The organism is Geobacillus stearothermophilus ATCC 12980 (assembly GCF_030369615.1).
Classification (GTDB): Bacteria; Bacillota; Bacilli; order Bacillales; family Anoxybacillaceae; genus Geobacillus; species Geobacillus stearothermophilus.
Genome location: NZ_CP128494.1, coordinates 403872 through 429801, shown reverse-complemented (window position 1 = coordinate 429801; position 25930 = coordinate 403872). Strand labels below are relative to the sequence as shown.

25 protein-coding genes, 3 rRNA genes and 2 pseudogenes are annotated in these 25930 nt (G+C 53.3%); 10 read left to right on the top strand and 20 right to left on the bottom strand.

Annotation, left to right across the window (positions count from 1 at the left end; all coding sequences use genetic code 11):
- Positions 1 to 4 precede the first annotated feature (4 nt).
- The 4 genes from rrf to QSJ10_RS02270 all read right to left on the bottom strand — a co-directional run bounded on the left by rrf (position 5) and on the right by QSJ10_RS02270 (position 6587).
- A 5S ribosomal RNA gene (gene rrf, locus QSJ10_RS02285) occupies positions 5 to 121 on the bottom strand.
- 274 nt (positions 122 to 395) lie between these two features.
- Positions 396 to 3323: ribosomal RNA gene (locus QSJ10_RS02280) — 23S ribosomal RNA — on the bottom strand.
- 270 nt (positions 3324 to 3593) lie between these two features.
- Positions 3594 to 5152: ribosomal RNA gene (locus QSJ10_RS02275) — 16S ribosomal RNA — on the bottom strand.
- The 16S, 23S and 5S rRNA genes sit together here, the layout of an rRNA operon.
- Before the next feature lie 571 nt (positions 5153 to 5723).
- Positions 5724 to 6587, bottom strand: a complete 864-nt coding sequence (locus tag QSJ10_RS02270; protein ID WP_033016721.1) for a nucleotidyltransferase-like protein — start codon at positions 6585 to 6587, stop codon at positions 5724 to 5726.
- 375 nt (positions 6588 to 6962) lie between these two features.
- Here QSJ10_RS02270 and QSJ10_RS02265 point away from each other — a divergent pair, with 375 nt between their 5' ends.
- Positions 6963 to 7316, top strand: coding sequence for a YgzB family protein (locus QSJ10_RS02265; RefSeq protein ID WP_033016719.1), 354 nt, complete (start codon positions 6963 to 6965; stop codon positions 7314 to 7316).
- Positions 7317 to 7340: 24 nt separating this feature from the next.
- Here QSJ10_RS02265 and perR read toward each other — a convergent pair whose 3' ends face one another.
- The 7 genes from perR to QSJ10_RS02230 form a co-directional block, all read right to left on the bottom strand.
- Positions 7341 to 7799: a peroxide-responsive transcriptional repressor PerR gene (perR, locus tag QSJ10_RS02260; RefSeq protein ID WP_033016718.1), complete on the bottom strand. Its 459-nt coding sequence runs from the start codon at positions 7797 to 7799 to the stop codon at positions 7341 to 7343.
- Positions 7800 to 8128: 329 nt separating this feature from the next.
- Positions 8129 to 8605 carry a thioredoxin-dependent thiol peroxidase gene (gene bcp / locus QSJ10_RS02255; RefSeq protein WP_033009906.1) on the bottom strand — a complete coding sequence of 159 codons (477 nt, stop codon included), beginning with the start codon at positions 8603 to 8605 and terminating at the stop codon, positions 8129 to 8131.
- A 65-nt stretch (positions 8606 to 8670) separates the two neighbouring features.
- A complete protein-coding gene (locus QSJ10_RS02250) occupies positions 8671 to 9075 on the bottom strand; it encodes a potassium channel family protein (protein WP_033016717.1) in 405 nt (134 codons plus the stop codon).
- 164 nt (positions 9076 to 9239) lie between these two features.
- Entirely contained in the window at positions 9240 to 10193 is a 954-nt protein-coding gene (locus QSJ10_RS02245) for an L-lactate dehydrogenase (RefSeq protein ID WP_033016716.1), read from the bottom strand.
- 148 nt (positions 10194 to 10341) lie between these two features.
- Complete coding sequence (locus tag QSJ10_RS02240; protein ID WP_033016713.1) at positions 10342 to 11127, bottom strand: ABC transporter permease; 786 nt, start codon at positions 11125 to 11127, stop codon at positions 10342 to 10344.
- 3 nt (positions 11128 to 11130) lie between these two features.
- Positions 11131 to 11922 (bottom strand): ABC transporter permease, encoded by a 792-nt coding sequence (locus tag QSJ10_RS02235; protein WP_053532239.1) that lies wholly within the window; start codon positions 11920 to 11922, stop codon positions 11131 to 11133.
- Positions 11915 to 12919, bottom strand: a complete 1005-nt coding sequence (locus tag QSJ10_RS02230) for an ABC transporter ATP-binding protein (RefSeq protein WP_053532238.1) — start codon at positions 12917 to 12919, stop codon at positions 11915 to 11917. The genes QSJ10_RS02235 and QSJ10_RS02230 overlap by 8 nt, the downstream gene beginning before the upstream one ends.
- A 173-nt stretch (positions 12920 to 13092) precedes the next feature.
- Between QSJ10_RS02230 and QSJ10_RS02225 the strand changes: the two genes are divergently transcribed.
- The 3 genes from QSJ10_RS02225 (at position 13093) to QSJ10_RS02215 (ending at position 16876) form a co-directional block, all read left to right on the top strand.
- A complete protein-coding gene (locus QSJ10_RS02225; protein WP_033016710.1) occupies positions 13093 to 14379 on the top strand; it encodes a glutamate-1-semialdehyde 2,1-aminomutase in 1287 nt (428 codons plus the stop codon).
- 252 nt (positions 14380 to 14631) lie between these two features.
- On the top strand, positions 14632 to 15627 hold the full coding sequence (locus tag QSJ10_RS02220) for a glutamate synthase (protein ID WP_050488668.1): 996 nt from the start codon (positions 14632 to 14634) through the stop codon (positions 15625 to 15627).
- A gap of 169 nt (positions 15628 to 15796) precedes the next feature.
- Positions 15797 to 16876 (top strand): FUSC family protein, encoded by a 1080-nt coding sequence (locus tag QSJ10_RS02215; protein ID WP_033016709.1) that lies wholly within the window; start codon positions 15797 to 15799, stop codon positions 16874 to 16876.
- Positions 16877 to 16889: 13 nt separating this feature from the next.
- Here the strand turns inward: QSJ10_RS02215 and QSJ10_RS02210 are convergent.
- The 5 genes and pseudogenes from QSJ10_RS02210 to fabL form a co-directional block, all read right to left on the bottom strand.
- Positions 16890 to 17036: pseudogene (locus tag QSJ10_RS02210) on the bottom strand (ABC transporter permease); the annotation flags it as partial.
- A 155-nt stretch (positions 17037 to 17191) separates the two neighbouring features.
- Positions 17192 to 17725: a nucleoside tri-diphosphate phosphatase gene (ntdP, locus tag QSJ10_RS02205; protein ID WP_033016708.1), complete on the bottom strand. Its 534-nt coding sequence runs from the start codon at positions 17723 to 17725 to the stop codon at positions 17192 to 17194.
- 128 nt (positions 17726 to 17853) lie between these two features.
- The gene (locus QSJ10_RS02200) at positions 17854 to 18057 is read right to left on the bottom strand and encodes a YgaB family protein (RefSeq protein ID WP_230581390.1); all 204 of its coding nucleotides are present in this window, start codon (positions 18055 to 18057) and stop codon (positions 17854 to 17856) included.
- Between the two features lie 236 nt (positions 18058 to 18293).
- Complete coding sequence (locus QSJ10_RS02195; RefSeq protein ID WP_033016706.1) at positions 18294 to 18485, bottom strand: gamma-type small acid-soluble spore protein; 192 nt, start codon at positions 18483 to 18485, stop codon at positions 18294 to 18296.
- 58 nt (positions 18486 to 18543) lie between these two features.
- The gene (fabL, locus tag QSJ10_RS02190) at positions 18544 to 19293 is read right to left on the bottom strand and encodes an enoyl-[acyl-carrier-protein] reductase FabL (protein ID WP_033016705.1); all 750 of its coding nucleotides are present in this window, start codon (positions 19291 to 19293) and stop codon (positions 18544 to 18546) included.
- A gap of 59 nt (positions 19294 to 19352) precedes the next feature.
- On the opposite strand from fabL, the gene yfhS reads away from it, so the two are divergent.
- Positions 19353 to 19577: a mother cell protein YfhS gene (gene yfhS / locus QSJ10_RS02185; protein WP_033016704.1), complete on the top strand. Its 225-nt coding sequence runs from the start codon at positions 19353 to 19355 to the stop codon at positions 19575 to 19577.
- Here yfhS and mutY read toward each other — a convergent pair.
- Positions 19574 to 20674: an A/G-specific adenine glycosylase gene (mutY, locus tag QSJ10_RS02180; protein ID WP_049624104.1), complete on the bottom strand. Its 1101-nt coding sequence runs from the start codon at positions 20672 to 20674 to the stop codon at positions 19574 to 19576. The genes yfhS and mutY overlap by 4 nt on opposite strands.
- A 146-nt stretch (positions 20675 to 20820) precedes the next feature.
- Positions 20821 to 21222 (bottom strand): annotated as a pseudogene (locus tag QSJ10_RS02175) (MFS transporter); the annotation flags it as partial.
- 155 nt (positions 21223 to 21377) lie between these two features.
- Between QSJ10_RS02175 and QSJ10_RS02170 the strand changes: the two are divergent.
- From QSJ10_RS02170 to QSJ10_RS02160, 3 genes are all read left to right on the top strand, one after another.
- The gene (locus QSJ10_RS02170) at positions 21378 to 22358 is read left to right on the top strand and encodes a metal-dependent hydrolase (RefSeq protein WP_033016701.1); all 981 of its coding nucleotides are present in this window, start codon (positions 21378 to 21380) and stop codon (positions 22356 to 22358) included.
- 115 nt (positions 22359 to 22473) lie between these two features.
- A complete protein-coding gene (locus tag QSJ10_RS02165; RefSeq protein WP_033009883.1) occupies positions 22474 to 22635 on the top strand; it encodes a small, acid-soluble spore protein K in 162 nt (53 codons plus the stop codon).
- Positions 22636 to 22706: 71 nt separating this feature from the next.
- Complete coding sequence (locus tag QSJ10_RS02160; protein WP_080706561.1) at positions 22707 to 22868, top strand: YpzG family protein; 162 nt, start codon at positions 22707 to 22709, stop codon at positions 22866 to 22868.
- An 80-nt stretch (positions 22869 to 22948) separates the two neighbouring features.
- On the opposite strand, the gene QSJ10_RS02155 is transcribed toward QSJ10_RS02160, so the two are convergent.
- Both QSJ10_RS02155 and recX read right to left on the bottom strand, forming a co-directional pair.
- Positions 22949 to 23287, bottom strand: coding sequence for a YfhH family protein (locus QSJ10_RS02155; protein ID WP_033009882.1), 339 nt, complete (start codon positions 23285 to 23287; stop codon positions 22949 to 22951).
- A gap of 2 nt (positions 23288 to 23289) precedes the next feature.
- Positions 23290 to 24117, bottom strand: a complete 828-nt coding sequence (gene recX, locus QSJ10_RS02150) for a recombination regulator RecX (RefSeq protein WP_033016700.1) — start codon at positions 24115 to 24117, stop codon at positions 23290 to 23292.
- 93 nt (positions 24118 to 24210) lie between these two features.
- On the opposite strand from recX, the gene QSJ10_RS02145 reads away from it, so the two are divergent.
- On the top strand, positions 24211 to 25104 hold the full coding sequence (locus QSJ10_RS02145) for a TIGR01777 family oxidoreductase (RefSeq protein ID WP_033016699.1): 894 nt from the start codon (positions 24211 to 24213) through the stop codon (positions 25102 to 25104).
- A gap of 268 nt (positions 25105 to 25372) precedes the next feature.
- Positions 25373 to 25927 carry a GNAT family N-acetyltransferase gene (locus QSJ10_RS02140; RefSeq protein ID WP_053532237.1) on the top strand — a complete coding sequence of 185 codons (555 nt, stop codon included), beginning with the start codon at positions 25373 to 25375 and terminating at the stop codon, positions 25925 to 25927.
- The last annotated feature ends 3 nt before the right edge of the window (positions 25928 to 25930 follow it).

The following is a 25930-nucleotide window of genomic DNA, read 5'->3' as shown; positions in this document are numbered from 1 at the left end:
AATTGCCTAGCAGCGACCTACTCTTGCAGGGGCGCTGGCCCCAACTACCATCGGCGCTGGAGGGCTTAACTTCCGTGTTCGGGATGGGAACGGGTGTTTCCCCTCCGCTATCACCACTAGGCAATGGCGACAAGTATTATTATAAGGGAATTGAGCTTATTGTCAAGGACTTTTTTTCATTCCTTCAAAACTAGATAACCGTTTCGGGAAGAAGCCGGGACGCTTTCACTTTTCATTGTCTAGCTCCGGCTCACCTCCGCTCGCCTGCGCTTTTCGATGTCTAGTTCCGGCCGCCATCGGCTCGCGACGCTTCGGTCCTGCTGCGGCGGGCTAAGTCCGCTCACAGGCCCTCCAGCGCGCCTCGCCGATAAGCAGGCGGCCTCCACTTTTCTTGTTAGGTTAAGCCCTCGATCGATTAGTATCCGTCAGCTCCACGTGTCGCCACGCTTCCACCTCGGACCTATCGACCTCGTCATCTTCGAGGGATCTTACCCGCCTGACGCGGTGGGAAATCTCATCTTGAGGGGGGCTTCACGCTTAGATGCTTTCAGCGCTTATCCCGTCCGCACATAGCTACCCAGCGGTGCCCCTGGCGGGACAACTGGTACACCAGCGGTGCGTCCATCCCGGTCCTCTCGTACTAAGGACAGCTCCTCTCAAATTTCCTGCGCCCGCGACGGATAGGGACCGAACTGTCTCACGACGTTCTGAACCCAGCTCGCGTACCGCTTTAATGGGCGAACAGCCCAACCCTTGGGACCGACTACAGCCCCAGGATGCGATGAGCCGACATCGAGGTGCCAAACCTCCCCGTCGATGTGGACTCTTGGGGGAGATCAGCCTGTTATCCCCGGGGTAGCTTTTATCCGTTGAGCGATGGCCCTTCCATGCGGAACCACCGGATCACTAAGCCCGACTTTCGTCCCTGCTCGACCTGTCCGTCTCGCAGTCAAGCTCCCTTGTGCCTTTGCACTCTCCGAATGATTTCCAACCATTCTGAGGGAACCTTTGGGCGCCTCCGTTACCTTTTGGGAGGCGACCGCCCCAGTCAAACTGCCCGCCTGACACTGTCTCCCACCCCGCTAAGGGGTGCGGGTTAGAATTTCAATATCGCCAGGGTGGTATCCCACCGCCGCCTCCACCGAAGCTGGCGCTCCGGCTTCCCAGGCTCCCACCTATCCTGTACAAGCGATACCAAAATTCCATATCAGGCTGCAGTAAAGCTCCACGGGGTCTTTCCGTCCTGTCGCGGGTAACCTGCATCTTCACAGGTAGTATAATTTCACCGGGTCTCTCGTTGAGACAGCGCCCAAGTCGTTACACCTTTCGTGCGGGTCGGAACTTACCCGACAAGGAATTTCGCTACCTTAGGACCGTTATAGTTACGGCCGCCGTTTACTGGGGCTTCGGTTCGCACCTTCGCTTCCGCTAAGCGCTCCCCTTAACCTTCCAGCACCGGGCAGGTGTCAGCCCCTATACGTCGCCTTTCGGCTTCGCAGAGACCTGTGTTTTTGATAAACAGTCGCTTGGGCCTTTTCACTGCGGCTCGTTCGGGCTCTTCACCCAAACGAGCACCCCTTCTCCCGAAGTTACGGGGTCATTTTGCCGAGTTCCTTAACGAGAGTTCTCCCGCGCGCCTTAGGATTCTCTCCTCGCCTACCTGTGTCGGTTTGCGGTACGGGCACCTCTTCCCTCGCTAGAGGCTTTTCTTGGCAGTGTGAAATCGGGGACTTCCGGATGACTCCGTCGCCATCACCGCTTGGCCTTACAATCCGCGGATTTGCCTACGGATCAGCCTTGCGGCTTGGACAGGCTCTTCCAGCCGCCTGCTCGCCCTATCCTCCTGCGTCCCCCCATCGCTCAAACGGGAAGGAGGTGGTACAGGAATCTCAACCTGTTGTCCATCACCTACGCCTTTCGGCCTCGGCTTAGGTCCCGACTAACCCTGAGCGGACGAACCTTCCTCAGGAACCCTTAGGCTTTCGGCGCAGAGGATTCTCACCTCTGTTTTCGCTACTCATACCGGCATTCTCACTTCTAAGCGCTCCACCAGTCCTTCCGGTCTGGCTTCAACGCCCTTAGAACGCTCCCCTACCGATGACCAACGGTCATCCCGCAGCTTCGGCGGCACGTTTAGCCCCGGTACATTTTCGGCGCAGAGTCACTCGACCAGTGAGCTATTACGCACTCTTTAAATGGTGGCTGCTTCTAAGCCAACATCCTGGTTGTCTTTGCAACTCCACATCCTTTTCCACTGAACGTGCACTTTGGGGCCTTAGCTGGCGATCTGGGCTGTTTCCCTCTCGACCACGGATCTTATCACTCGCAGTCTGACTCCCGGGCATAAGTCGTTGGCATTCGGAGTTTGACTGGGTTCGGTAACCCGATGAGGGCCCCTAGCCCAATCAGTGCTCTACCTCCAACACTCTCCATCCCGAGGCTAGCCCTAAAGCTATTTCGGGGAGAACCAGCTATCTCCAAGTTCGATTGGCATTTCACCCCTACCCACACCTCATCCCCGCACTTTTCAACGTGCGTGGGTTCGGGCCTCCAGCCGGTGTTACCCGGCCTTCACCCTGGACATGGGTAGATCACCTGGTTTCGGGTCGACGACGACGTACTTTTCGCCCTGTTCAGACTCGCTTTCGCTGCGGCTCCGCCTCTTCGGCTTAACCTCGCACGCCATCGTCACTCGCCGGTTCATTCTACAAAAGGCACGCCATCACGCATGAACGCGCTCTGACTACTTGTAGGCACACGGTTTCAGGTTCTCTTTCACTCCCCTTCCGGGGTGCTTTTCACCTTTCCCTCACGGTACTGGTGCACTATCGGTCACTAGGGAGTATTTAGCCTTGGGAGATGGTCCTCCCTGCTTCCGACGGGATTTCCCGTGTCCCGCCGTACTCAGGATCCGCTCGGGAGGGAACGAAGTTTCGACTACAGGGCTGTCACCTTCTCTGGCCGGCCGTTCCAGACCGGTTCGTCTACCCCGTTCCTTTCTCACTCCCACAATGAGCGGTCCTACAACCCCAAGAGGCACGCCTCTTGGTTTGGGCTGTTCCCGTTTCGCTCGCCGCTACTCAGGGAATCGCGTTTGCTTTCTTCTCCTCCGGGTACTAAGATGTTTCAGTTCCCCGGGTGTGCCCTCCATGCCCTATGGATTCAGGCATGGATACTGCCCCATTACGGACAGTGGGTTCCCCCATTCGGACATCTCCGGATCAACGCTTGCTTACAGCTCCCCGGAGCGTTTCGGCGTTTGCCCCGTCCTTCATCGGCTCCTAGTGCCAAGGCATCCACCGTGCGCCCTTTCTAGCTTAACCTACAGCGCTCTCGGCTTCTTCCTTATTGTCTAGCGTCGGCTCGCCGCCGCTCGGGGTCAAATAACCTTCGCCTTCCGGGTGCAAGCACCCTTGCAGGCGAAGAACATTTGCCCATCGCGGCGAAACACTCGCCTCCGCCTTTCCGGTTATCTAGTTTTCAAGGAACGATTTTTGTCATTGAGAGAACATGACTCGCTCCCTCAAAACTGAACGAAACAGAAGCGCTGTGTATCGACAGTTGGCCATTGCGGCCTTCGCTTTTCCCCTTAGAAAGGAGGTGATCCAGCCGCACCTTCCGGTACGGCTACCTTGTTACGACTTCACCCCAATCACTTGCCCCACCTTCGGCGGCTGGCTCCCGTAAGGGTTACCTCACCGACTTCGGGTGTTGCAAGCTCTCGTGGTGTGACGGGCGGTGTGTACAAGGCCCGGGAACGTATTCACCGCGGCATGCTGATCCGCGATTACTAGCGATTCCGGCTTCATGCAGGCGAGTTGCAGCCTGCAATCCGAACTGAGAGCGGCTTTTTGGGATTCGCTCCCCCTCGCGGGTTCGCAGCCCTTTGTACCGCCCATTGTAGCACGTGTGTAGCCCAGGTCATAAGGGGCATGATGATTTGACGTCATCCCCACCTTCCTCCGACTTGTCGCCGGCAGTCCCTCTAGAGTGCCCAACCGAATGCTGGCAACTAGAGGCGAGGGTTGCGCTCGTTGCGGGACTTAACCCAACATCTCACGACACGAGCTGACGACAACCATGCACCACCTGTCACCCTGTCCCCCCGAAGGGGGAACGCCCAATCTCTTGGGTTGTCAGGGGATGTCAAGACCTGGTAAGGTTCTTCGCGTTGCTTCGAATTAAACCACATGCTCCACCGCTTGTGCGGGCCCCCGTCAATTCCTTTGAGTTTCAGCCTTGCGGCCGTACTCCCCAGGCGGAGTGCTTATCGCGTTAGCTGCAGCACTAAAGGGTGTGACCCCTCTAACACTTAGCACTCATCGTTTACGGCGTGGACTACCAGGGTATCTAATCCTGTTTGCTCCCCACGCTTTCGCGCCTCAGCGTCAGGTGCAGGCCAGAGAGCCGCCTTCGCCACTGGTGTTCCTCCACATCTCTACGCATTTCACCGCTACACGTGGAATTCCGCTCTCCTCTCCTGCCCTCAAGTCCCCCAGTTTCCAATGACCCTCCACGGTTGAGCCGTGGGCTTTCACATCAGACTTAAGAGACCGCCTGCGCGCGCTTTACGCCCAATAATTCCGGACAACGCTCGCCCCCTACGTATTACCGCGGCTGCTGGCACGTAGTTAGCCGGGGCTTTCTCGTGAGGTACCGTCACCGCGCCGCCCTCTTCGAACGGCGCTCCTTCGTCCCTCACAACAGAGCTTTACGACCCGAAGGCCTTCTTCGCTCACGCGGCGTCGCTCCGTCAGGCTTTCGCCCATTGCGGAAGATTCCCTACTGCTGCCTCCCGTAGGAGTCTGGGCCGTGTCTCAGTCCCAGTGTGGCCGGTCACCCTCTCAGGCCGGCTACGCATCGTCGCCTTGGTGAGCCGTTACCTCACCAACTAGCTAATGCGCCGCGGGCCCATCCGCAAGTGACAGCCCAAAGGCCGCCTTTCAACCGAAGACCATGCGGTCTTCGGTGTTATCCGGTATTAGCTCCGGTTTCCCGGAGTTATCCCGGTCTTGCGGGCAGGTTGCCCACGTGTTACTCACCCGTCCGCCGCTGACCAAACAAGAGCAAGCCCTCGTTCGGTCCGCTCGACTTGCATGTATTAGGCACGCCGCCAGCGTTCGTCCTGAGCCAGGATCAAACTCTCCAAAGAAAGTTGATTGGCTTTTGCTTCGGCCCATGCGGACCTCCGCTTTTCGTATTGTCCAGCTTCGGTCCGCCGCCGCTCGGGGTCAAATAACCTTCGCCTTCCGGGTACAAGCACCCTTGCAGGCGAAGAACATTTGCCCGTCGCGTCGACCCGCGGACCTCCGCTTTTCGTCGCGCTTCGTTTCGTTCAGTTTTCAAGGAACGAGACCTCTTCTTGAGCTTACTTCGTTGCAATCTTGCGCCGAGGAATCCAACTCCTCTGGACTCCCTCAAACGCAAATGTGTTTTCCGCTTCCTAAAGCGACCCTTACGTCATAGCATTTTTATTGTTTGTTGTCAACAGCCTTTTATTCATACCGCTCCGCAACATTTTCCCGGAGCGACAGCGATTTAAAATATATCATCGTTCGACAAGGAAGTCAAGAGCTTTTTTCGGCCGGGTTGCCTCCTTCCTTCAATGATCTTGGCAACTGACATTTGTATAAACACAATGAAATTCCTAATAGCATCCATCCTCTCACCGGCTCCCTTCCATTTTTGGGGATCAGCAGAAGGGGACCGTCAAAATTCTTTTTTTACAACGTGTAATACCGTTCGAGCATTGTATTTCCTTTTGTCGGCATTTCCACGACGGTTAGCACTTTCCTTTCGACAAGATACTCAAGCATGATAACAAGATCAACCGAGTAAGGCGCAAACTGCGGATGACCGGTCATTTCCTCAATGCTCCAAGCACCATTTTTTTCTTTCAGCGCTTCGCATAAATGAGAGGAACCTGATTCTACGTAAGAATGAATCAAAAATTCACTGGCCAGCAACAAAAGTTCCAGCCGTTTCGGAAGCGGTTCTTCACTTCCAACGAGTTCTTCATACAGTCTATAAATCCTTCCATCCATTCGCTTGACTTGATTCCATACGGTCACTTCCGGGTAAAGTCCGTGCTCGATTACGGTCAATCGCGCCAAATGACGGAGGACTTGCACCATATGGTTGTATGAGTCGAGCCAATGCTTGGCGGCAAACAGCGCCTTGCCATCTGTATAATGGCGGATCAGTTTGGCAAACTCGAGTCCCATTTTCAATCGCCGTTCTTTAGGCGGGAATTGCTCAAGGCGCTGGCGCAACTGCTGAACATAGCCGTTTCGGTCAAACACGACTGTTCCGTTGAACACCCAGTCGACCGCCTTTCGATGTGACCCGAGAACAAGCCATTCATTTAACTGCCGTTCACTGACTGCATAAAGCACCGCCTTTTTCTCGTTTAGTGAATACTTTCTGAGAAGCATAGGCTCGCTTTGCGGGTCGACAATGACGAGCAGCACGACATCAAACGTATCCGTTGTTGCTGCATGGAAAGCCGTTTTTTCAATCATTAAAATTCCGTGCGTGTTGCAGCGGTTTGCCCATTCGTGACAGATGGGATGCAGCAATTCTTTCATACCTCGCATCCGTTGCAGAAAGCCGGCCGCGATATCCGGGCGGACAAATCCCTCAGATATCCCAACATATCGATTGACAGACAACCATACGTTCCTATTTTGAGCCGGCTGTTTTTTCTGCAACGTTTTTTCCTCCCTTCCACCGTCATCAATCATCACATTGCGTTTGTGCAGATGTTCAAACAATGCTGTCAACGCCTGTTTCATTTCAGAAAGACCAGAATGCTTGCATCCATGAAACTGTCGTTTGTTGCCGTCATTCGTTATTCGACAAAAAACGAGGAATTCCTTTCTTTAAAACGTCGATTTTGTTGATTTCTTCTTCGCGATGGGACCCCGTTTTATGGTATAGTGGTCTATGTAGGAGGGACTGTGATGAGCATCAAATATTCGAGCAAAATCAACAAAATTCGCACTTTCGCCTTAAGCTTGATTTTTATCGGTGTCATTGTCATGTATCTGGGGCTGTTTTTTCGTACGTCCCCGGTCATCATGACGTTGTTTATGTTGTTTGGGATGTTGTTTCTTGTCGCCAGTGGCATTGTATATTTTTGGATCGGAACACTCTCGACGAGAGCCGTCCAAGTCGTTTGCCCGTCGTGCGGCAAAGTGACAAAAATGCTCGGACGCGTCGATTTATGCATGTTTTGCCGTGAACCGTTGACGTTAGACCGCGACCTGGAAGGAAAAGAGTTTGACGAAAAGTACAACAAAAAAAGAAAAAACTGATAGCCGCCTTGTGCTATCAGCTTTTTAATCCGAATGCGCCGGTGCCCCGCTTTTTTGACAGTCAGGGCAGACTCCGTACACTTCCATGCGATGATGGTCGACCTTAAAGCCGGTGACGTGAGCGGCAAGCTGCTCGACTTCATCAAGCGCTGGATAGTGGAAATCGACAATTTTGCCGCACTCTTCACAGATGACGTGATAATGATTGGAAGTGACGAAGTCAAACCGGCTTGATGAATCGCCATATGTCAGCTCTTTGACAAGCCCGATTTCTTTGAAGACGCGCAAATTATTGTAGACGGTCGCTACGCTCATATTCGGAAATTTCCCTTCCAGCGCTTTGTATATTTCATCCGCTGTCGGATGGGACATCGAGGTGATCAAATACTCTAATATCGCATGACGCTGCGGCGTGATGCGTATGCCCGTCTTTTTCAACATGTCAAGCGCTTCCTTCAGCTGCTCGTTGGTAGACACCGTCATGCACCTCACTCTCCGTATAAGATAAAAAAAATTATCATTTTATAATATTTGTAATTAGTCTACAAGGAGTATATGCCTTTTGTCAATATAGACTCCCATGACAAAAAAATTTCGTCACCATCGGAAGGATGAAAAGACCTCTATGTTGAATTTTACAACTTTACACATTTTGGAGTTCGGGTATTTTCAGGATAGATACCATTAATATATGGGCTCATCCAACTTTTTAACAAAAAAAGGGGGTGGAAATCACTTCCACCCGCCGCATTTCCTTCATTTGAGGAGGTTACTATGCATTGTACGCAAAAACGTTGTGATTGATTGGACACTCACCTAGACGATGCCAATCGGGCGACTTCCGCGAGCGCCTCATCGACGTGCCCCTTCACTTTCACCCCACGCCATTCTTGAACCAACGTCCCATCGGGGGCGATAATGAACGTGGAGCGTTCGATCCCCATATACTCTTTGCCGAAGTTTTTCTTTTTCTTCCACACTCCGTACATTTCTGCCACTTCATGTCGCTCGTCGGAAAGAAGCAAAAACGGCAGTTTGTACTTTTCGATAAACGTTTCATGCCGTGCAACCGGATCCGGGCTCACCCCTAAAATGACAGCGTTCAGTCCGGCGAATTGCTCGTGACGGTCGCGAAAATCGCACGCTTCTGTCGTGCATCCAGGCGTCATATCCTTTGGATAAAAATAAAGGACGACATACTGGCCGCGGAAGTCTGAGAGCGAAACCATTTTCCCGTTGCTTGCCGGCAAGGTGAAATCTGGAGCTGGCTGGCCAATGGCGATCGTCATAGCGTTCCCTCCGTCTCCTTAATGTCTTCTTTTAGCGTAACGAAGACAGAGGAAAATTGCAACTGTCAACGGCGATCCGAGTCAAATACCGTGCGCGTGACGATAACAGCAGGCATAATGTAGCCAAGCAGCGCCTCGGCGATGGCGATCCACCGCCCGATGCCGACCGGGGTGACGTCTCCGTATCCGACCGACAGGAGGGTCATGCCGCTTAAATATAGACTGTCTTCCAGCATAGACAGGCGGTTTCCTGCTGCACTGCTTGGTGACGGAGTAAATACATGATGGCCGTTGGCTTGCAAAATCATATAAATCATCGCAAACCCTAGCAGCATCGTCCCATACCATTGAACGAGCACCCATAAACTGTCAAGGGAGAGGCGGTGCGTTGCTTGTACGCTCGCTGTCCAAAGCGAAGTGATGCTGCCGAGCAACACGGCGGTCACCACTCCGAGGAATGCGTAATCCATTCGCTTCCCTCCACAAATTGTCCGTAGTTCATATATACACCGTGAAACGGACAATTATGCGGGAATAAGCCGCCTTCCCAATCGGAACAGCGTGTCGCCCTCAGAGCCATACATCCCCCTGTTTGGACGAGAAAGACTGTCGGCACAACTTTTCGTTTGTTGCCTCATCGCGTAAAAGCACGGGCTAGCACGCTTTTTAATGTAGCTGCGCTATGATGGAATCGATTTTTTTCGTCATCATTCAATTCAATTTCGATCACCTCGCGGATGCCATTGCGGTTAATGACAGCCGGCACGCCGATGTAGACGTCGCGCTCCCCATATAGGCCATCGAGGTAGGCTGATACGGTCAAAATAGCGTTTTCGTTATGCAAAATGGCGCGCGTCACGCGGGCAAGCCCCATCGCAATCCCGTAGTACGTCGCTCCTTTTTTCTCAATAATTTGGTAGGCGGCATCGCGCACATTGACAAAAATGCGCTCGAGATCTTTTTGCGCTTCTTCCCCTTTGGACTCGACCAGCTTGCGGATCGGCATGACGCCGATATAAGCCTGGCTCCAGACCGGGAGTTCAGTGTCGCCGTGTTCCCCAATAATATAGGCATGAACATTTTGCGGAGCGACAGAGAAATACTCGCCCAACAAAAAGCGGAACCGCGCCGTATCTAAAATCGTCCCCGAACCGATCACCCGCTCATGCGGCAGGCCGCTGAATTTCCACGTCGCGTACGTTAAAATGTCGACCGGATTGGTGGCGACGAGAAACAGTCCTTGAAATCCGGATGCCATGACCGACTCAACGATCGAGCGGAAAATGGCAATGTTTTTGTCCACAAGATCAAGCCGCGTCTCGCCCGGTTTTTGGTTGGCGCCGGCGCAAATGACAACCAAATCGGCATCGCGGCAATCATCGTAATCGCCGTGCCAAATGTCAACCGGCTTCGGCGCAAATACTTTCCCATGGTTGAAGTCCATCGCATCGCCTATGGCCTTGCTTTCATTCGCATCGATGAGCACGATCTCATCGGCAATCCCTTGATTCATTAAGGCAAACACATAACTGGCGCCGACAAACCCGGCGCCGATGACCACTACTCGGGCTCCACCGTTGTTTTTCATTGCATTCATCCTCCCTCAATATAATGCGAACACTTTCATATAAATATTTTACGCGAAAGGCGCACCGCAATGCATGCGCGATTGTGGCGATTGTTTGACTATTGTTTGTCCATTTCATGACAGACGCCGCGGCAAACAACGGGAGCACTCAGCTCCCCGTCCCGCGGTACCTCCTGACCCCGGCGCTCCAGAGCATCACGGCGATGATGAAAAACAACATGCCGACAACCGGGGTCAAAAACGCATAACCATACCATTCCTGCTTATGGAGAAAATACGAAGCTGGATAAACGCCGACAAAGGCAAACGGCAGCACCCACGTTAATATATAGCGGATGACGCGGTGATAAATATCGACCGGATAGCGGCCGTAGCTGCTGATGTTGTACATCATCGGCATGATGGATGTGCGGGCGTCGGCAAAAAAACTGATCGTCGCCAGTGAAATGAAAATGCCGGCGTAAATCAATGCACCGCCAATCACAAGCAAAATAAACACGAAGACATCATACCAATGAAATGAAAGAGACAAGCGGCTGCCGGCATACAGCATAATGATCAGCCCGGGCACAGCGCCAAGCAACGATTCGAGCTCCATCCGCTCCAAAATGATCTGGAACAGGCTGTGAACCGGGCGCGTCAACACGCGATCCATTTCTCCCTGAACAATGTAGCGCTCGTTGAAATCCCATAGATTAAAAAAGGCGCCAAATACGGCGTACGGCACAAGGAAAAAGCCGTAAATAAACAACATCTCATCGCGCGACCAACCGTGAAGCAGCGTCGTATGGCCAAACACGACGAGCAAGAACACCAAGTTGACCGCCTGCGCCATGAAGTCGGACAACCATTCAATCAGCAAATCCGCGCGGTATTGCCATTTTGTCTTCATGTACTGGGCCATATATTGAAAAAAAACCGATACGTAAAACAAAGTCTACCCCCCTTGCACAACGAGCCGTTTTTTCGCCACCCGCCATAACAGCACAATCGGAAACCATAACAGCACGCACCATGCCGCCTGCAGAAGCAGGCCATCACGGACAGCAGCTCCTTGAAAACTTTCTGTGATGATCATGCTTGGAATGTAGCTGATGGCTTGAAACGGCATATACGCCATGAGCTGTTGCGCCCAATCCGGGTAAAACGACAACGGCAAAATCAGACCGGAAAATAGATCAATAATAAACCGTTTCGCCCTCAGCAGCCCTTCATTTCGGAACGTAAAAAATGTCACGACTCCCGCAAGCAAGTTCAGCTCCGAAAAGATGATAAAGCTGAATAGAAGCGACAAGCCGAAAGACAGCCATGTTTTGGCGTGTTCCGGAAACTCGAGCGGCAAAAAGAGCGAGACAACCAGCAACCCCGGCAACGATAGGAAGAACAATCGGAACAGCCCTTCGCCAACCCCTTGAACCGCTTTCATCCCTAAATAGCTGTACGGACGGATGAGTTCCGTCGCTATTTTTCCATCGCGGATTTCCATCGCGATTTCGCGGTCAAGGTTGTTAAAATAAAACGCCCGCGCCAGCCAGGAAATGGCGACATACGTCGTCATTTGCCCAAGCGACATCCCTTGCATCGATGATTTGCCGCCATAAATAGCCGACCAAAGGAAGTAATACGCTGAGATGTTAATGGCGTAAATCAAAATGCCAGTATAATAGTTTGTCCGGTAGGCAAGCATCATTAAAAAGCGGATGCGGATCATCTCGACATACTTACCCATTAGCCGCACCTTCTTGATAAATATTGCGGATGATCTCCTCCGTCGGCACTTCATGAATGTGGATGTCTTGCAGTGGATAGCGGGCGGCGACGCGGCTGACGACTTCCGGCACGCCTCCTGATGGAACGTGCGCCACCCAAACGTTCGGCTGTTCACCTTGTTTCCAATTAACATCCAATCCAGTTGTCAGCTCCTGCAAGGCAACGAGGGTGGCTTCTTCAACAAATGTAAACGAAATCCGTTTTCCTTGGCCCCATTTTTCTTTCAACTGCCCGAGCGAACCGTCATAAATGATTTTCCCTTCATCAAGCATAATCACCCGCTCGCAAAGCGCTTCAATGTCTGACATATCGTGCGTCGTCAGCAGGATCGTCGTGCCATACCGTTCATTCAATTGCTTTAAAAACTGGCGGATGTTCAGTTTCACCAGCACATCCAAACCGATGGTCGGCTCGTCCAAAAACAACAGCGGCGGGTTGTGAATGAGGGCGGCGGCGAGCTCGCAGCGCATCCGCTGGCCAAGCGACAGCTTGCGCACCGGCTTGTCAAGGAGCGGACCGATGTCTAGCATCTCGATGACTTCGCCCATATGACGGCGATATTGCTCATCGGGGACGCGGTATACTTTTTTTAACAGACGAAACGATTCTTGCACGGCAATGTCCCACCATAATTGCGAGCGCTGGCCGAAGACGACGCCGATCGTCCGCACAAATTTCTCCCGCTCTTTATGCGGATTCATCCCGTTGACGACAATGCGCCCGGATGTCGGCGTTAAAATGCCGGTCAACATTTTGATCGTCGTTGACTTGCCGGCGCCGTTTTCGCCAATATAGCCGACGATCTCTCCTTGCCTGACCGCAAACGAAATGCCGTCCACCGCCCGGATGGTCACATAACGGCGCGTCCATAAATCGCGAAACGCTCCGACGAGGCCAGAGCGGCTTTTGTGCACTTTAAATTCTTTGCGCAATTGTTCTACTTCGATGGCGTTCATCGTTCTCCTCCTGCCTCTTCATCACATCAACATCAAAAAGGACGTCATCCGCCCTTCTCCTATGTTGCAATTATACATAAATCGTTGCTATTTTCACCTTTTTTGTTTTTCCAGACAAGTGTGCGCGCTATGGTAAAATAAAGAGGAGTCATCGGGAACAGGAGGATGAAGCGATGCAATGGACAAAATCGGAGCAATTGTATGAAGAAGCGCTCCAGCACATCGTTGGCGGGGTGAACAGCCCGTCCCGCTCATACAAAGCGGTCGGCGGCGGTGCCCCAGTCGTGATGGAGCGGGCGCAAGGGGCGTATTTTTGGGATGTGGATGGAAACAAGTACATCGACTACTTGGCCGCCTACGGACCGATCATCGCCGGGCACGCCCATCCGCACATCGCGGAAGCCATCCGCCGCGCCGCCGAGACCGGTGTGTTGTACGGCACGCCGACGCCGCATGAGATTACATTTGCGAAGATGTTGAAAGAGGCGATTCCGTCGCTTGAGAAAGTCCGCTTTGTCAACTCGGGGACGGAAGCGGTAATGACGACAATCCGCGTCGCCCGCGCCTACACCGGACGAAGCAAAATCGTCAAATTCGAAGGCTGCTACCACGGCCATTCGGACCTTGTACTTGTCGCCGCCGGCTCGGGACCATCGACGTTGGGGACGCCGGATTCAGCCGGCGTGCCGCAAAGCATCGCCCAAGAAGTCATTACCGTGCCATACAACGATGTCGACTCATTCCGTGAAGCGATGAATGTTTGGGGCGAACAAGTCGCCGCCGTATTGGTTGAGCCGATCGTCGGCAACTTCGGCATCGTCCTACCAAAACCGGGCTTTTTAGAAGCGATCAATGAGATTGCTCACAAGGAAGGGGCGCTCGTCATTTACGACGAAGTGATCACCGCCTTCCGCTTTATGTACGGCGGAGCGCAAAACTTGCTTGGTGTGGAGCCCGACTTGACGGCGATGGGGAAAATTATTGGCGGCGGTCTGCCGATTGGGGCGTACGGCGGACGCCAGAACATTATGGAACAAGTCGCTCCGCTCGGACCGGCGTACCAGGCCGGGACGATGGCCGGCAACCCGGCATCGATGCTTGCGGGCATCGCCTGCCTTGAGGTGTTGAAACAAGAGGGCGTCTATGAGCATCTCGACCGATTGGGAGCCATGCTGGAAGAGGGCATCCTTGCCCATGCTCGCCAATGCGGCCTTCCGGTGACCGTCAACCGCTTAAAAGGCGCGCTCACCGTCTTCTTCACGGACGAAAAGGTGGAAAACTACAAGCAAGCCCAGCGCAGCGACGGCGAGTTGTTTGCGAAATTTTTCAAGCTCATGCTCAAACAAGGGATCAATCTCGCGCCATCGAAATATGAAGCATGGTTTATCACCCTCGCCCATACAGAAGACGACATCGCCTATACGATCGAGGCGGTCGGCAAGGCGTTTCGGCAGCTATAAGCGCTTGCGCCTCCGTCACCCTCGTCAAACAGCGCCCGCGTCAGGCAGGCGCTGTTTTGTTTTCACTGCATTTGTTGACAATTTTGTGAACAAAGCAGGAGAACAGGAAAGGGTCATTGATTTCCACCTGCCTGCATGATATGATAAACATTAAATTCTGAAAATTAAGACTCGTATTTTTCATCCAGCAAGCAGTGGAGGAGGTGACCGGCGCCGAGGGGAGAGCGCCCTCCCGACCGCGCCTAAGTATACATGGAGCAACGTACATATCGTTCGGCAAACGAAGCGAACCAACGCGGCGCCATACTGTTGGCGGCAATGGAAAAGCGGAACATCCCGACCAACGAACATGTCCAAACTGTCCTTCAGGCGCTTGCCCAATGGGGCGCAAAAGGAAACGCTGCGATTCAGCTGGACATCCCGCGCAAACTATGGATGGAAAAACTCGCGAATGCTGGACAAAATCCGGAAATTGCAACAAACAGCTATTTCACCGTCGGCCATATACACGTTGCGCCTTCCGCTGACGCTGAGCGGGTTCGGGCGCACCTTCGCCAATTGTGCAAACAGTTCGGCTTCATTCTTCTGTTCGAAACCATCCGGCCATCCTCAGATGAAAGCGCCTTGTTTTGGCAAATCGCCATGCTGCCAGGCGATGTATTTTCGTTATCAGACCGCTTGTTTCGACTGACGGCCGCTATGGAACGCGAGCCGCACGTCCGCGTTGCTTCGCTCGGCCACACTCATGTGATCTATCAAGCATATACACTGGCTGATTTGTTGCGCGAACCGGATGTATCCCATCCGTTTTTCGCCTCAGCCGCTTCGTTCGCCTATGCCAATGGGGCGGAGTCTTTCTTTTGCCATCAGCGGCTCGGTTCAGCCGGCATGCTTGTCCATTGCGGGGAAATGTCTGTTGGCGCTGTGGAAACGCTCATTTACGACCACGGTTACAGCCTGCTCGAGGCAGCCGGAGCTGCCTTTTGGCCCGACGCGGCCAAACGACACAGCTTGCCGTCTATCGGACAGCTGCCGGCATGTTTGGCCGCCAGCTTCGAACAAGAAGCCGTATGGGTCGCCGGAACAGCCGGAGCGCTTTGGAAAACGGATGATTCCTCCCGTGTATTCATCGCCTCTCGTCCGCAGGGCGGCCATGCTGAACCGCTCGCTCCCGGCCAGCCGCTGGCGCTCATCCGTTCCACAACGGGGCGAACCCAATGGCTGAATGGCGACCATTTCCTCCAATAGATGGCAATCCGCCTCTCCAATCGGCGCGATCCACATGCTCCGATCGCCTTTTGATCCTTCACGCTCTGCTGATTTCGGCAGGGCGTTATATTTTTTCCTTGCACTCATATCTAAAAGTGTGTATAGTACTGAATGGTCTACGAAAATGGAAAAGGAGAGGTTTCCATAGATGAAGCTCGGTGCCCGCATTTTCAAAACGGGGATCGCGGTGGCGCTCGCCTTGTTTTTGGCGGCGCTCTTTCACTTTCCGTCACCGGTGTTCGCCGGCATTTCCGCTGTATTTGCCATGCAGCCAACCATTTATCGCTCATATTTGTCACTCATCGAACAAGTGCAGGCGAACGTGATCGGCGCCTTGTTCGCGATTGCGGCGGTTCTTATCCTCGGCCGCGACCCGCTGGTCGTCGGCTTGACGCTCATGGTTGTGATCGCTCTTTGCCTAAAAATGCGCCTTGAATCGTCGACAATTTCCGTGGCGCTTGTCACCGTCATTGCCATTATGGAATACACGGATCGCCAATTTATCGAATTTGCGGCCATCCGCTTTTTAACGATTATGTTCGGCATTTTCGCCGCCTTTCTTGTCAACTTGATTTTCTTGCCGCCAAAGTATGAAAAGAAATTGTACGAAAAAATTCGCGATGAGACGGAAGCGATTTTGAAATGGATTCGCCTTTGTCAACAGCAGGCGACCGATCATCATCACTTAAAGGACGAGATCGAAACGTTGCACGAGAAAATGACGAAACTGGAGCACTTGTATTTAATGTATAAAGAAGAACGCACCTATTTTCGACGCCAACGCTTCCAAAAGTCGCGCAAGCTTGTGCTGTACCGGCAAATGATTGCCTCAGCCGACCGGGCGCTGTCCGTATTAAAATGGCTCCACCGCCTTGAGAATGAGTTGGGCCGCCTGTCCGACCCGTTTCGCCATGCCATCTTCCTGCACCTTGGCAGCCTGGTTGGGTATCACGAGCAAATGTTGCTGAAGTTTGTCCATCAAGCAAAGCCGCTTCCCCATCACATGTGGGCAGAAGGCATCGATCGCGAACGGGGGCAGCTCGCTTCCATGATTTACGCCGACGGGCAGCCACCTTCCGATTACCGCCTATTTTCGTTACTCGGCGCCATCATTGATTATGGAGACCGGCTTGAGCATTTAGACAAGTTAATTGATAGTTTTCACCATTACCATTACGATGACGAATTGGCCAAACAGCTCGAAAAGTCGGCAGGCGGCCGCTCCTAGCAGGCCGCCTCTCTCAATTTTTCATCCGCGGGTCAAGCGCGTCGCGCAGCCCGTCGCCCATTAAGTTAAAGCCAAGCACCGTCAGCATGATCGCCAATCCAGGGAAAATCATCGTCCACGGTGCTTGGGTCAAGAAGTCTTTGGCATCAGACAACATTTTCTTAATATTTTTGCTTACTACTGCAACTGCTGGATCGTCAACAAATGATAATAGCTTCCTCCCTTTTCCATCAGTTCCTCATGCGCGCCTCTTTCGACAAAAAAAGCAGAAAAAACCTGCCAGCGATGCCGAACAGGCTTTTTTCACGCCGCTATTTATTTTTGGTAAGCTTGAAACATCGCGTACCATTTGTCGATAAACTCGGGCGCAAACGGCCCTTTTCGCTCTTGAATCCAGCCGACAAGCTTATGGACGTTGTCTTTTAAAATGCGGTCAATCACATCCGGATAGTGCATCTCGCGGCGGTGCCGTTCGTACTCATCCTCATCGAGCAGCATATACGTCATGTCCGGAAACACTTTAATGTCTAAATCGTAATCGATGTATTTGAGCGCTTCCTCATCCCAAACAAACGGTGAACTTAAATTGCAGTAATAATACACCCCGTCCTCGCGGATCATGGCGATAATGTTAAACCAGTGCTTAGCATAAAAAAAACAAATCGCCGGCTCGCGCGTCACCCACGTCCGGCCGTCTGCTTCCATGACGAGCGTCTTGTCGTTGCCGCCGATCACATAGGATGGCGTTCCTTTTAACACGATCGTTTCGTTCCAAATGCGGTGAATCATCCCATTATGTTTGTAGCTATGGATTTGAATGATTTTCCCTTCCCGAGGATATGCCGGCATCATTCTTCCCCACTTTCCGACGGGAGCTTTTCTTCTGTATTATACCGTATTATACCGTGTTCTTTTGGCAATGAAAAGAAAAGCAGGCCGATTTGCCCAGGCCGGAACGGCCAAGCGGCGCGCTCCGTCTAGGCTCTGGACGCCATCTGTCCGAAAAATGCGCGGCGGATGTCTTCGACTTGCTGCTTCATTCGCCGCACTTCCTCGCGAAGCGCGGAGGTCGGCGCTTCGCGTTCGAGCTCGTCCAACTCGCGAGCAAGCTGGTCGCAACGCTCCATCTCATGCCGCAAAAACAGCGCTTCGTCCCCGGCATTCATCCACCCATGCCCCATCATTCTTCCTCCATTCTCCCTTCCCCTTTTGCCTCCTGGCTTTAACAAAACAGTTCGCTCCTTAAGCCGTTAATCCCTTTCGCTAATCTTGCAAAAGAGTGGCGGTTTTTGTCGCAAAAAAAGCAGGGGCGCGCTGCCCCTGCTTTTTCCTTCCATCTTCGGCCTATCGCCTGCGCTCTTGTAGCAACATACGCCGTCGTCACAACCGCCAGGCGTCAGCCATGGATGATCGTTGGTTACTGATTGACATTTTGCGCTTTGCGAGCTTCCGCTTGCGCATTTTGTTGTTTTACTTGTTGCACATTCGTCTCAGCCGCAAATTCCGTTGCGAATTGGCCTGCTTGAGCAGCTTGAGCCGATTGGGCATTTTGTTGTCTTACTTCTTGAATGTTCGTGCCAGCTGCTGTTTTGTTCGGTTGTTTGGCCATTGTTCTCACCTCCACATGCCTTACTATGCCCCGGAGGTGACGGACTTATCCGTGGACACTACAAAAGCAAAGATCTTCCACCATCAACAATAATCGTCTGCCCGCGAATCATCTCGGCGGCATCGGATAATAAAAACAAAACGGCGTTGACGAGATCGTCCGGTTTGACTGGGCGCCCAGCTGGCGTGTTGGCCGCCGCATCGGCGAGCAGCTCGTCGCGGTTCGGAAAATGCTTCAACGCCTCCGTATCAACTGCTCCGCCGGAAACGGCGTTGACGGCGATGTTTTTCGGCGCCAGCTCGACAGCTAAGTAGCGGGTCAGCGCTTCCAGAGCGGCTTTCGAGACGCCGACCGCCGTATAGTTTTCCAAATAGCGGATCGACCCAAGCGAGCTGATACTCACAATTTTCCCGCCGCCAACCCGCTCCATCCGTTTCGCCGCTTCTTGGGCGCAAAAGAGAAGCGCTTTGCTGTTGATGTTCATCGTCCAGTTCCAATGCGTTTCCTCAAGTTCCAGCGCCGGGCGCAGCACGCCGGAGGCAGCGTTGTTCACGAGCACGTCGACCCGTCCGAACGTTTCATCAATTTTGGCAAACATCGCCCGGATTTTCTCGACATCGCCAACGTTCGCTTTGACGACGAGCGCTTTTCTCCCGAGCGCTTCAATTTCACGAGCCGTTTCTTCAGCAGCGGTTTTGCTGCGGGCATAATTGACCACGATATCATATCCTTCTTGCGCCAGCCGCATCGCAATGGCTTTGCCGATGCCGCGGCTGCTTCCTGTCACGACCGCTACTTTTCCACTCATGTTTTTCCGCCCCTTTACGTATAATATAGCCGAATTCCACCGCGAAGGAGGCGCAGCCTATGTACGTTGGCCGCGATATGACAGAATTGTCCATGATCCCGAAAACGGAATGGACAGACGACGAACTCGCTCATTTTCACCATTCATTCCAGCAAATCGCTCCGTATTTAAACGCCGAAGGGCAAACGATCTACCGCGAAATTCTCGAAGAAATCGAAGCGCGCGGCGGCCTTGGGCGCCGTGAAGCGACGTATACAAACGGCACGATGACAGTGCCTGACTAATGCAGGCGGTGCGCTTCGCCTGCCTGTTCTTTGTACTTACGCCAAATACGCTGGTGTGACACCGGAAACACATAAGACTCAAGCTCGTCGCCTGGCACGAGCCGGAGCGGCTCTTCCACCGGTCCGCCGTCAACTAGACGCCCGCGATACACCGTCAGCCGCCAAACTAGATGGGAAAACGCGTGATCAAACGAGGCAAACGGCTCGGCCAGCTCGATTTGCAAACCGTACCGCTCATGCAACATTTGTCCGAGCTTCTCTTTCCCTTCTTCCCCGCCTGTTTCACAGCCCGGGAATTCCCATAAATTCGCCAACAAGCCGGTGTTGCTGCGCTTGCGGATGAGAATGCGTCCTTCATCATCGGCCAGCACCGCTACTGCGAGCGCCACTTGTTTGACCGCTGTTTTTTTCGTTTTCACCGGTAGCTCTTCCGGCACCCCTTCGGCGAACGCTTGACAGTAGGCTTGCACGGGACAAAGAAGGCATGATGGGCGGCGCGGCGTGCAAACAAGAGCGCCAAGCTCAATCAGCGCCTCGTTAAACGCTCCCGGGTTTTCGTACGCCATAATCTCGCGGACGATTTGTTCAAACCGTTTTCGCGTCGATGGTTTCGCAACATCATCCGTCACGAAAAACAAGCGCGACAACACGCGCATGACATTGCCGTCCACCGCCGGTTCCGGCACGCCGTAGGCAAGGCTCAACACCGCCCCGACTGTGTACGGACCGACTCCTTTTAGCTTCGAAAACTGCTCCGGATCGTCCGGCACCTGCCCGCCGTACCGTTCCTTTACTTCCTTGACCGCCGCGTGCAAATGGCGGACGCGCGAGTAGTAGCCAAGCCCTTCCCACGCCTTCAGCACCTCGTCTTCTTCAGCCTCGGCGAGCGCCTCCAGCGTCGGAAACTGTTCTACAAACTTTTCAAAATACGGGATCACCGTCTCGACGCGCGTCTGCTGCAGCATCACTTCCGACACCCATACTTTGTATGGGTCTCGGTCTTTTCGCCATGGCAAGTCGCGGCGCTCCCGGGCGAACCAGTCAAGCAAATCGCGCTGAAACTCGCGCGCCGGAAACCGCTTAGTCCACGTTGTGATTTTCACTATTCTTCCCCCATGATGCCTATTGTCCATCCCATTATACCAAAAAGCCCTCGGCGTGGCTTGCCGCACGCCGAGGGGAAACGGAAGGAAATCGTTCTCAACTTTCCTTAGCCGCCGAAACACAGGCGATTTGTTCATGCTGGGCTCGCAATCGCCGCCGCAAACCCGAACCCCATAATCGCCAGCCCTGTAGCCAACCTGCGCCGGTCCGGGAACCATTTCACAAGCGTCGACACCGGCGCAATGTATCCGACGCCAAGCCCAATTCCTCCCAACACCCCGTAAAACAAATACAGCAAGTATTTCGAACCAAGCGCCACGGCCAAACCAGACCCCGTCACCCCGAGGCCAAAGAAGACGGCCGCCAATAGCCCGGATTTCCGCGGCCCGTGCTTTTCCACAAAATGGCCAAGGAACGCAGCCGACAAACCTAAAAAGCTGACAACTGAAACCTCTTCTTCCAAAACCAACAGCGTCCTGTGCAAAAGCAGGGCGCTGTTTTGTTTGCCAAAACACCATCCGCTGCCGGCTTGCGTCGGCAATGAATTTTAGTGATTCCGCCCCTCCCCAGCTGTCGGCGTCGTATGATACAATAGCCATACCGTTGTTTGCCCCAACTGGACAAGAGAACGGTTATTGGCCCGACCCCGGACGGGATATACTAACAAACGACGCTGACAAAGGAGGCGCCTTCACGTTGGATACAGGCACACATGTTTTGATGGGAGTGGCGCTCGGCAGCTTAGCATCGCTCGACCCCACCATTGCCCATGACCCGTTTTTATCCCATGCCGTATTGATTGGCACGCTCGCCGGATCACAGGCACCCGATATCGATACAATTTTAAAGTTGCGCAATAACGCCAAATATATTCGCAATCATCGCGGCATCACCCATTCGATTCCCGCCGTTGTCATTTGGCCGCTGTTGATCGTCGGCATCATGGCCGCCGTCTATCCGGAAACGGACTGGCTCCGCGTTTGGCTTTGGACGTTTGTGGCTGTTGCCTTTCACGTGTTTGTCGATATTTTTAACGCTTACGGGACGCAAGCGCTGCGCCCGTTCACAAAAAAATGGATCGCCCTTGGCGTCGTTCATACGTTTGACCCAGTTATTTTTGCGCTTCATTTGCTCGGCGTCGGCGCCCTGTTTCTCAACGTCCACCCCGGTTATGCGTTTCTCGTCGTTTATGCGCTCGTGGCCGCGTATTATGTGTTCCGCTTCCGCGAACAAGCCAACATTAAACAGCTCGTGCACGCCTCTATACAAGGAGTGACGGACATCATTACTGTGCCGACGTGGCGGCCGCGCGAATGGCATTTAGCCATTTCAACCTGCGACGAATTTTACGTTGCCCGCGTCAAACACGGCGAGCTCATCATCCTCGACCGCTTCCAAAAACGGCCGCTTCCCGACCACCCGGTGATCAACGCCGCCAAGCGCGATGAAAACGTCGCCGCCTTTTTGTCGTTTTCCCCGGTGTACCGTTGGGAAATGAACGAATACGACGACTATTATGAAGTGCGCTTTACTGATTTGCGCTACCGGAGCAAAGGATACTATCCATTCGTGGCCGTCGTTCAGCTAGACCGCAACCTCAACATTGTCAGCTCATACACGGGCTGGATTTTCAGCGAAGGAAGGCTGCGGAAAAAGCTCGAGGTGACGCCAAACTGACAGAGCGGCTTGTTTTGATCCAACAATTTGCACACATAAGCGCCGCCCTTCGTTTCATAATAAGAATACGTGTTGGCCATCCAACACGAGCTCGCCTCAAAAGGGGGAATGGGCCGTGCGAAATAAGGAACGCAACTTCCCGAACCAAAACAACAACAAGCTCGAAGGCGAGCCGCGCGCCAAAGCGGAATACGCGTCCAAGCGGGCTGACGGGACGACCAACACTCACCCACAAGAGCGGATGCGCGCTTCAGGCAAGCGCAGCGACTTCTTCTAAAGAGAGAAAAACCGGGGAGCATGGACACATTCGCCTGCTCCCCGGCACATTCAGCAGCGAGGTGAACGGTCATGAGTCACCATCAGCGCAAAAAATTTTATGACAACTTTTACTCGAATCCGTTCCAGCAGCCGTGGGCCAATCCGAAACACGCTCATTCGCAGGTGAACGGTGAAACGCAGCAAACGCTCGACCTCATCATTTTAGAGCGGGAGACGCGCAAGCAGTCGTAGCGAAAAAACTTAGGGGTTGTTCCCCCTAAGTTTTTTTCTTTCGACTCGCTTTCCGTCTGGCTGCAAACTGATCCCGCCTGTCATGAGGAGGGCAAATTCGGCTTGCGGAGCAGCGAAATCGGCAACGCTTCTTCCTCCCCGTTTCCTTTCAGCCGCCAGCCCCAGGCAAACACTCCTTTTAAATAGCGAACTTTGAAATATTCCCCAGGTGCTCCTTCAATTTCATAAATCTCTCCCGGGGGAAAATCAGCAGGGTTAAGCATATACGCTTTCGCCATGGCCATTTTTCGCTCATAGACAGCATATTCATTCACCATGCCCATCTGCTCCGCCTTACGCGCTTTCTCAGCCAACACGGCGATTTCCCGCTGCAACTCCTCTTTCGTCATCTCGCTATACCGTTTTTGGTCCTCTCTCATGGTCACGATCCCCCTTTTTGGTTTTCACCGCTGCCTTGCCCGCGCAGCCATTCATCGATCAAGTCGAGTGAAAACCCTTTCCGATAAAGGGCTTGGCGCATCTTTTGCTCATAAAGCGGCCGCGGGTGGTGCGCATAACGGCGGTGCGCTTTCTCCGCCTGAACACTGAGCGCCTCCCGTTCTTCTTTTTCAGTATGAGCGCCGCCATCCGCCAAAACGGCGGCAATCACCTCATGCGGAAACCCTTTGCGCATCAGCTGCTGCCGCACCCGTTCCAAAAACGCGCGAGCCGATTCAGCCCGGCGCTGTTTTTTCGCCTTTTCGTAAAGCGAGCGGGCGATGGCCATCTGTTCATCCAACGTATACTCCGCCAAACTCTGCTCGATCAAGCAGCCCAAAACACCGAGCCGTTCCAGTTCAGCGCGGATGAGAAGCGGCCCTTTCGCCGCCGTCTTTTTTTGCGTGCGCACGTAGGCGGCCGCAAACGCCCCGTCATCAACATACCGCTCAGCGCGAAGTTTTTTGAGCACTTCATCAATCACCGAATCCGGAGCGCCTTTTTTTCGCAAATGTGCAGCGACCTCATGCTCCGAACGCATCCGGTGCGCCAAAAAGTAAAGCGCCTGTTGATACGCCTTTTTCACCTCATCGGCATACACAATATGTTGAAGCAGGTCGTCGCTGATCTCCAGCCCTTTTTTCAAGCGGAATTGAAGCAATACATCTTGATCAACTGTCAATCTCAACGACGGTGCGCCGTCACGGTGCACGACAATCCAAAATCGTTCAGCATTTTGTTCGGTTGCGACAATGTCGGCAATCGTTCCCATTGTTTGTCCCCCTTATCTTTTATGGTATCATAAGCAGGAACTTCTGACACCAAAAGCGAAGTCATAAAATAAACCAATGGAAGGGGAATCAAGATGCGCATCGCCATCAATGGCGGAACCGGGCTGATCGGCCAGGCGCTCGCCCGCCATTTTTCCAAGCAAGGACATGAGATCTACATTTTCACCCGCTCTCCCAAACCTTCCGAAGGCAGCATTCATTATCTTTCCTTCGACAACGACCGAAAGCCTGAAGTTGTCGATGTCGCCATTAATTTAGCCGGGGAGCCGCTCAATCGAAAACATTGGACGGCGAAGCAAAAAGAGATCATCCTTGACAGCCGCCTTCGATCCACCGAAGCGATGGGCCGCTACATCGATTCACTGTCCCGCCCCCCGTCGTTGTTTATCAATGCCAGCGCCGTCGGCATTTACGGCATCTCGGACTCCGCGACATTTACGGAACAAACAGCCGATTACGGCAGCGATTTTCTCGCCAAGACCGTTCAGGCGTGGGAAGCAGCAGCGAGCCCCATCGAACAACTCGGCATCCGCACCGTCTACGCTCGCTTTGGCGTCGTGTTTGCCCGACATGGCGGCGCCTTGCCGATGATGATCAAGCCGTACCGGCTGTTTGTCGGCGGCCCAATCGGCAGCGGACGGCAATGGCTATCGTGGATTCATCTTGAAGACGTCGTGCGCACAGTCTCGTACATCATCGAACACGAGGAATTGTCCGGCCCGATCAATTTCACCGCGCCCCATCCAGTGCAAATGGACGAGTTCGGTCGTACGGTCTCCCGCCTGCTTCGCCGCCCGCACTGGCTTCCGGTTCCCGCCTGGGCACTTCGCCTTCTCCTCGGCGAAATGAGCATGCTTGTTGCCGAAGGGCAACGCGTCATTCCGGAAAAGCTGCTGCAAGCTGGGTTCCGCTTTTCGTTTCCAACGTTAGAAGATTGTCTCACGGATTTGTTTTTGCCGCAAGGCTGACAAAAAATATCCAAAAAAATTAACAAAAAAGCAATTCCCTTTTTTCATCTAATCGTGTATGATAAAGAAGACTTCAGGGCAGTTGTGGTTCATAACCGCATACGGACAGGAATAAGGGGAAGGCAAATGGTTCGCCACCAGCGCTCGCGCTGGTTCTAGTGGGTTCGATTCCCACCCCGAAATTTTTTTAACGATGTTGTTATAAAAAAATTTCGAGGGTGGGTTCCCGCTGGGAGGCTGCCCTCGGCATCCAAAGGAGGGATTGGCCATGTTGAAAAAACGCGAGCTGCAAGACTGCCATGCGCTGTACGAGCTGATGGTGCATCCGGACGTCTTCCCTTTCGTGCGCCAAAAAGCCAGCTCGTACGAAGAGTTTTTATTCATGACAAAACAGCTCATGGAGGCGGAAGAACGCGGCGAATTGATTTCGCGCACGATTTTAGACGAATGGGGAAACCCAATCGGCACGATCAGCCTCTTTGACATTCAAGACGGCGCCGGCTTTTTAGGAACGTGGCTTGGCAAACCGTACCACGGGCGCGGCTACAATCAGCGCGCCAAGGAATCGTTTTTCCACGAACTGTTTTATGAGCTTTCCATCGAAACGGTGTTTTTGCGCATCCGCAAAGTCAATGTGCGCTCGATCAAAGCGGCGGAAAAACTGCCGTACGTCACGCCGGCCAATGAAACGCGGCGGGCGCTGCTCGAGCAAATCGGCGCGGATGTATACAATTTGTACGAAATTACAAAAGACAACTACACGCTTTATACGATGCGCCATCCCTCCTTTACGCTGGAAAAGGAACAACGAAAAGAAGCGTAAGCG

Coding starts and splice junctions, on each gene's coding strand:
- perR (WP_033016718.1), bottom strand. CDS start 7,799: ATGACGGTGTCTACCAACGAGCAGCTGAAGGAAGCGCTTGACATGTTG.
- QSJ10_RS02235 (WP_053532239.1), bottom strand. CDS start 11,922: ATGGGTAAGTATGTCGAGATGATCCGCATCCGCTTTTTAATGATGCTT.
- QSJ10_RS02250 (WP_033016717.1), bottom strand. CDS start 9,075: ATGGATTACGCATTCCTCGGAGTGGTGACCGCCGTGTTGCTCGGCAGC.
- QSJ10_RS02245 (WP_033016716.1), bottom strand. CDS start 10,193: ATGAAAAACAACGGTGGAGCCCGAGTAGTGGTCATCGGCGCCGGGTTT.
- yfhS (WP_033016704.1), top strand. CDS start 19,353: ATGTACGTTGGCCGCGATATGACAGAATTGTCCATGATCCCGAAAACG.
- QSJ10_RS02195 (WP_033016706.1), bottom strand. CDS start 18,485: ATGGCCAAACAACCGAACAAAACAGCAGCTGGCACGAACATTCAAGAA.
- QSJ10_RS02265 (WP_033016719.1), top strand. CDS start 6,963: ATGAGCATCAAATATTCGAGCAAAATCAACAAAATTCGCACTTTCGCC.
- bcp (WP_033009906.1), bottom strand. CDS start 8,605: ATGACGATCGCCATTGGCCAGCCAGCTCCAGATTTCACCTTGCCGGCA.
- ntdP (WP_033016708.1), bottom strand. CDS start 17,725: ATGCCGGCATATCCTCGGGAAGGGAAAATCATTCAAATCCATAGCTAC.
- QSJ10_RS02140 (WP_053532237.1), top strand. CDS start 25,373: ATGTTGAAAAAACGCGAGCTGCAAGACTGCCATGCGCTGTACGAGCTG.
- fabL (WP_033016705.1), bottom strand. CDS start 19,293: ATGAGTGGAAAAGTAGCGGTCGTGACAGGAAGCAGCCGCGGCATCGGC.
- QSJ10_RS02230 (WP_053532238.1), bottom strand. CDS start 12,919: ATGAACGCCATCGAAGTAGAACAATTGCGCAAAGAATTTAAAGTGCAC.
- QSJ10_RS02200 (WP_230581390.1), bottom strand. CDS start 18,057: ATGGGGCATGGGTGGATGAATGCCGGGGACGAAGCGCTGTTTTTGCGG.
- QSJ10_RS02220 (WP_050488668.1), top strand. CDS start 14,632: ATGGAGCAACGTACATATCGTTCGGCAAACGAAGCGAACCAACGCGGC.
- recX (WP_033016700.1), bottom strand. CDS start 24,117: ATGGGAACGATTGCCGACATTGTCGCAACCGAACAAAATGCTGAACGA.
- QSJ10_RS02225 (WP_033016710.1), top strand. CDS start 13,093: ATGCAATGGACAAAATCGGAGCAATTGTATGAAGAAGCGCTCCAGCAC.
- QSJ10_RS02215 (WP_033016709.1), top strand. CDS start 15,797: ATGAAGCTCGGTGCCCGCATTTTCAAAACGGGGATCGCGGTGGCGCTC.
- QSJ10_RS02155 (WP_033009882.1), bottom strand. CDS start 23,287: ATGAGAGAGGACCAAAAACGGTATAGCGAGATGACGAAAGAGGAGTTG.
- QSJ10_RS02160 (WP_080706561.1), top strand. CDS start 22,707: ATGAGTCACCATCAGCGCAAAAAATTTTATGACAACTTTTACTCGAAT.
- QSJ10_RS02145 (WP_033016699.1), top strand. CDS start 24,211: ATGCGCATCGCCATCAATGGCGGAACCGGGCTGATCGGCCAGGCGCTC.
- QSJ10_RS02270 (WP_033016721.1), bottom strand. CDS start 6,587: ATGAAAGAATTGCTGCATCCCATCTGTCACGAATGGGCAAACCGCTGC.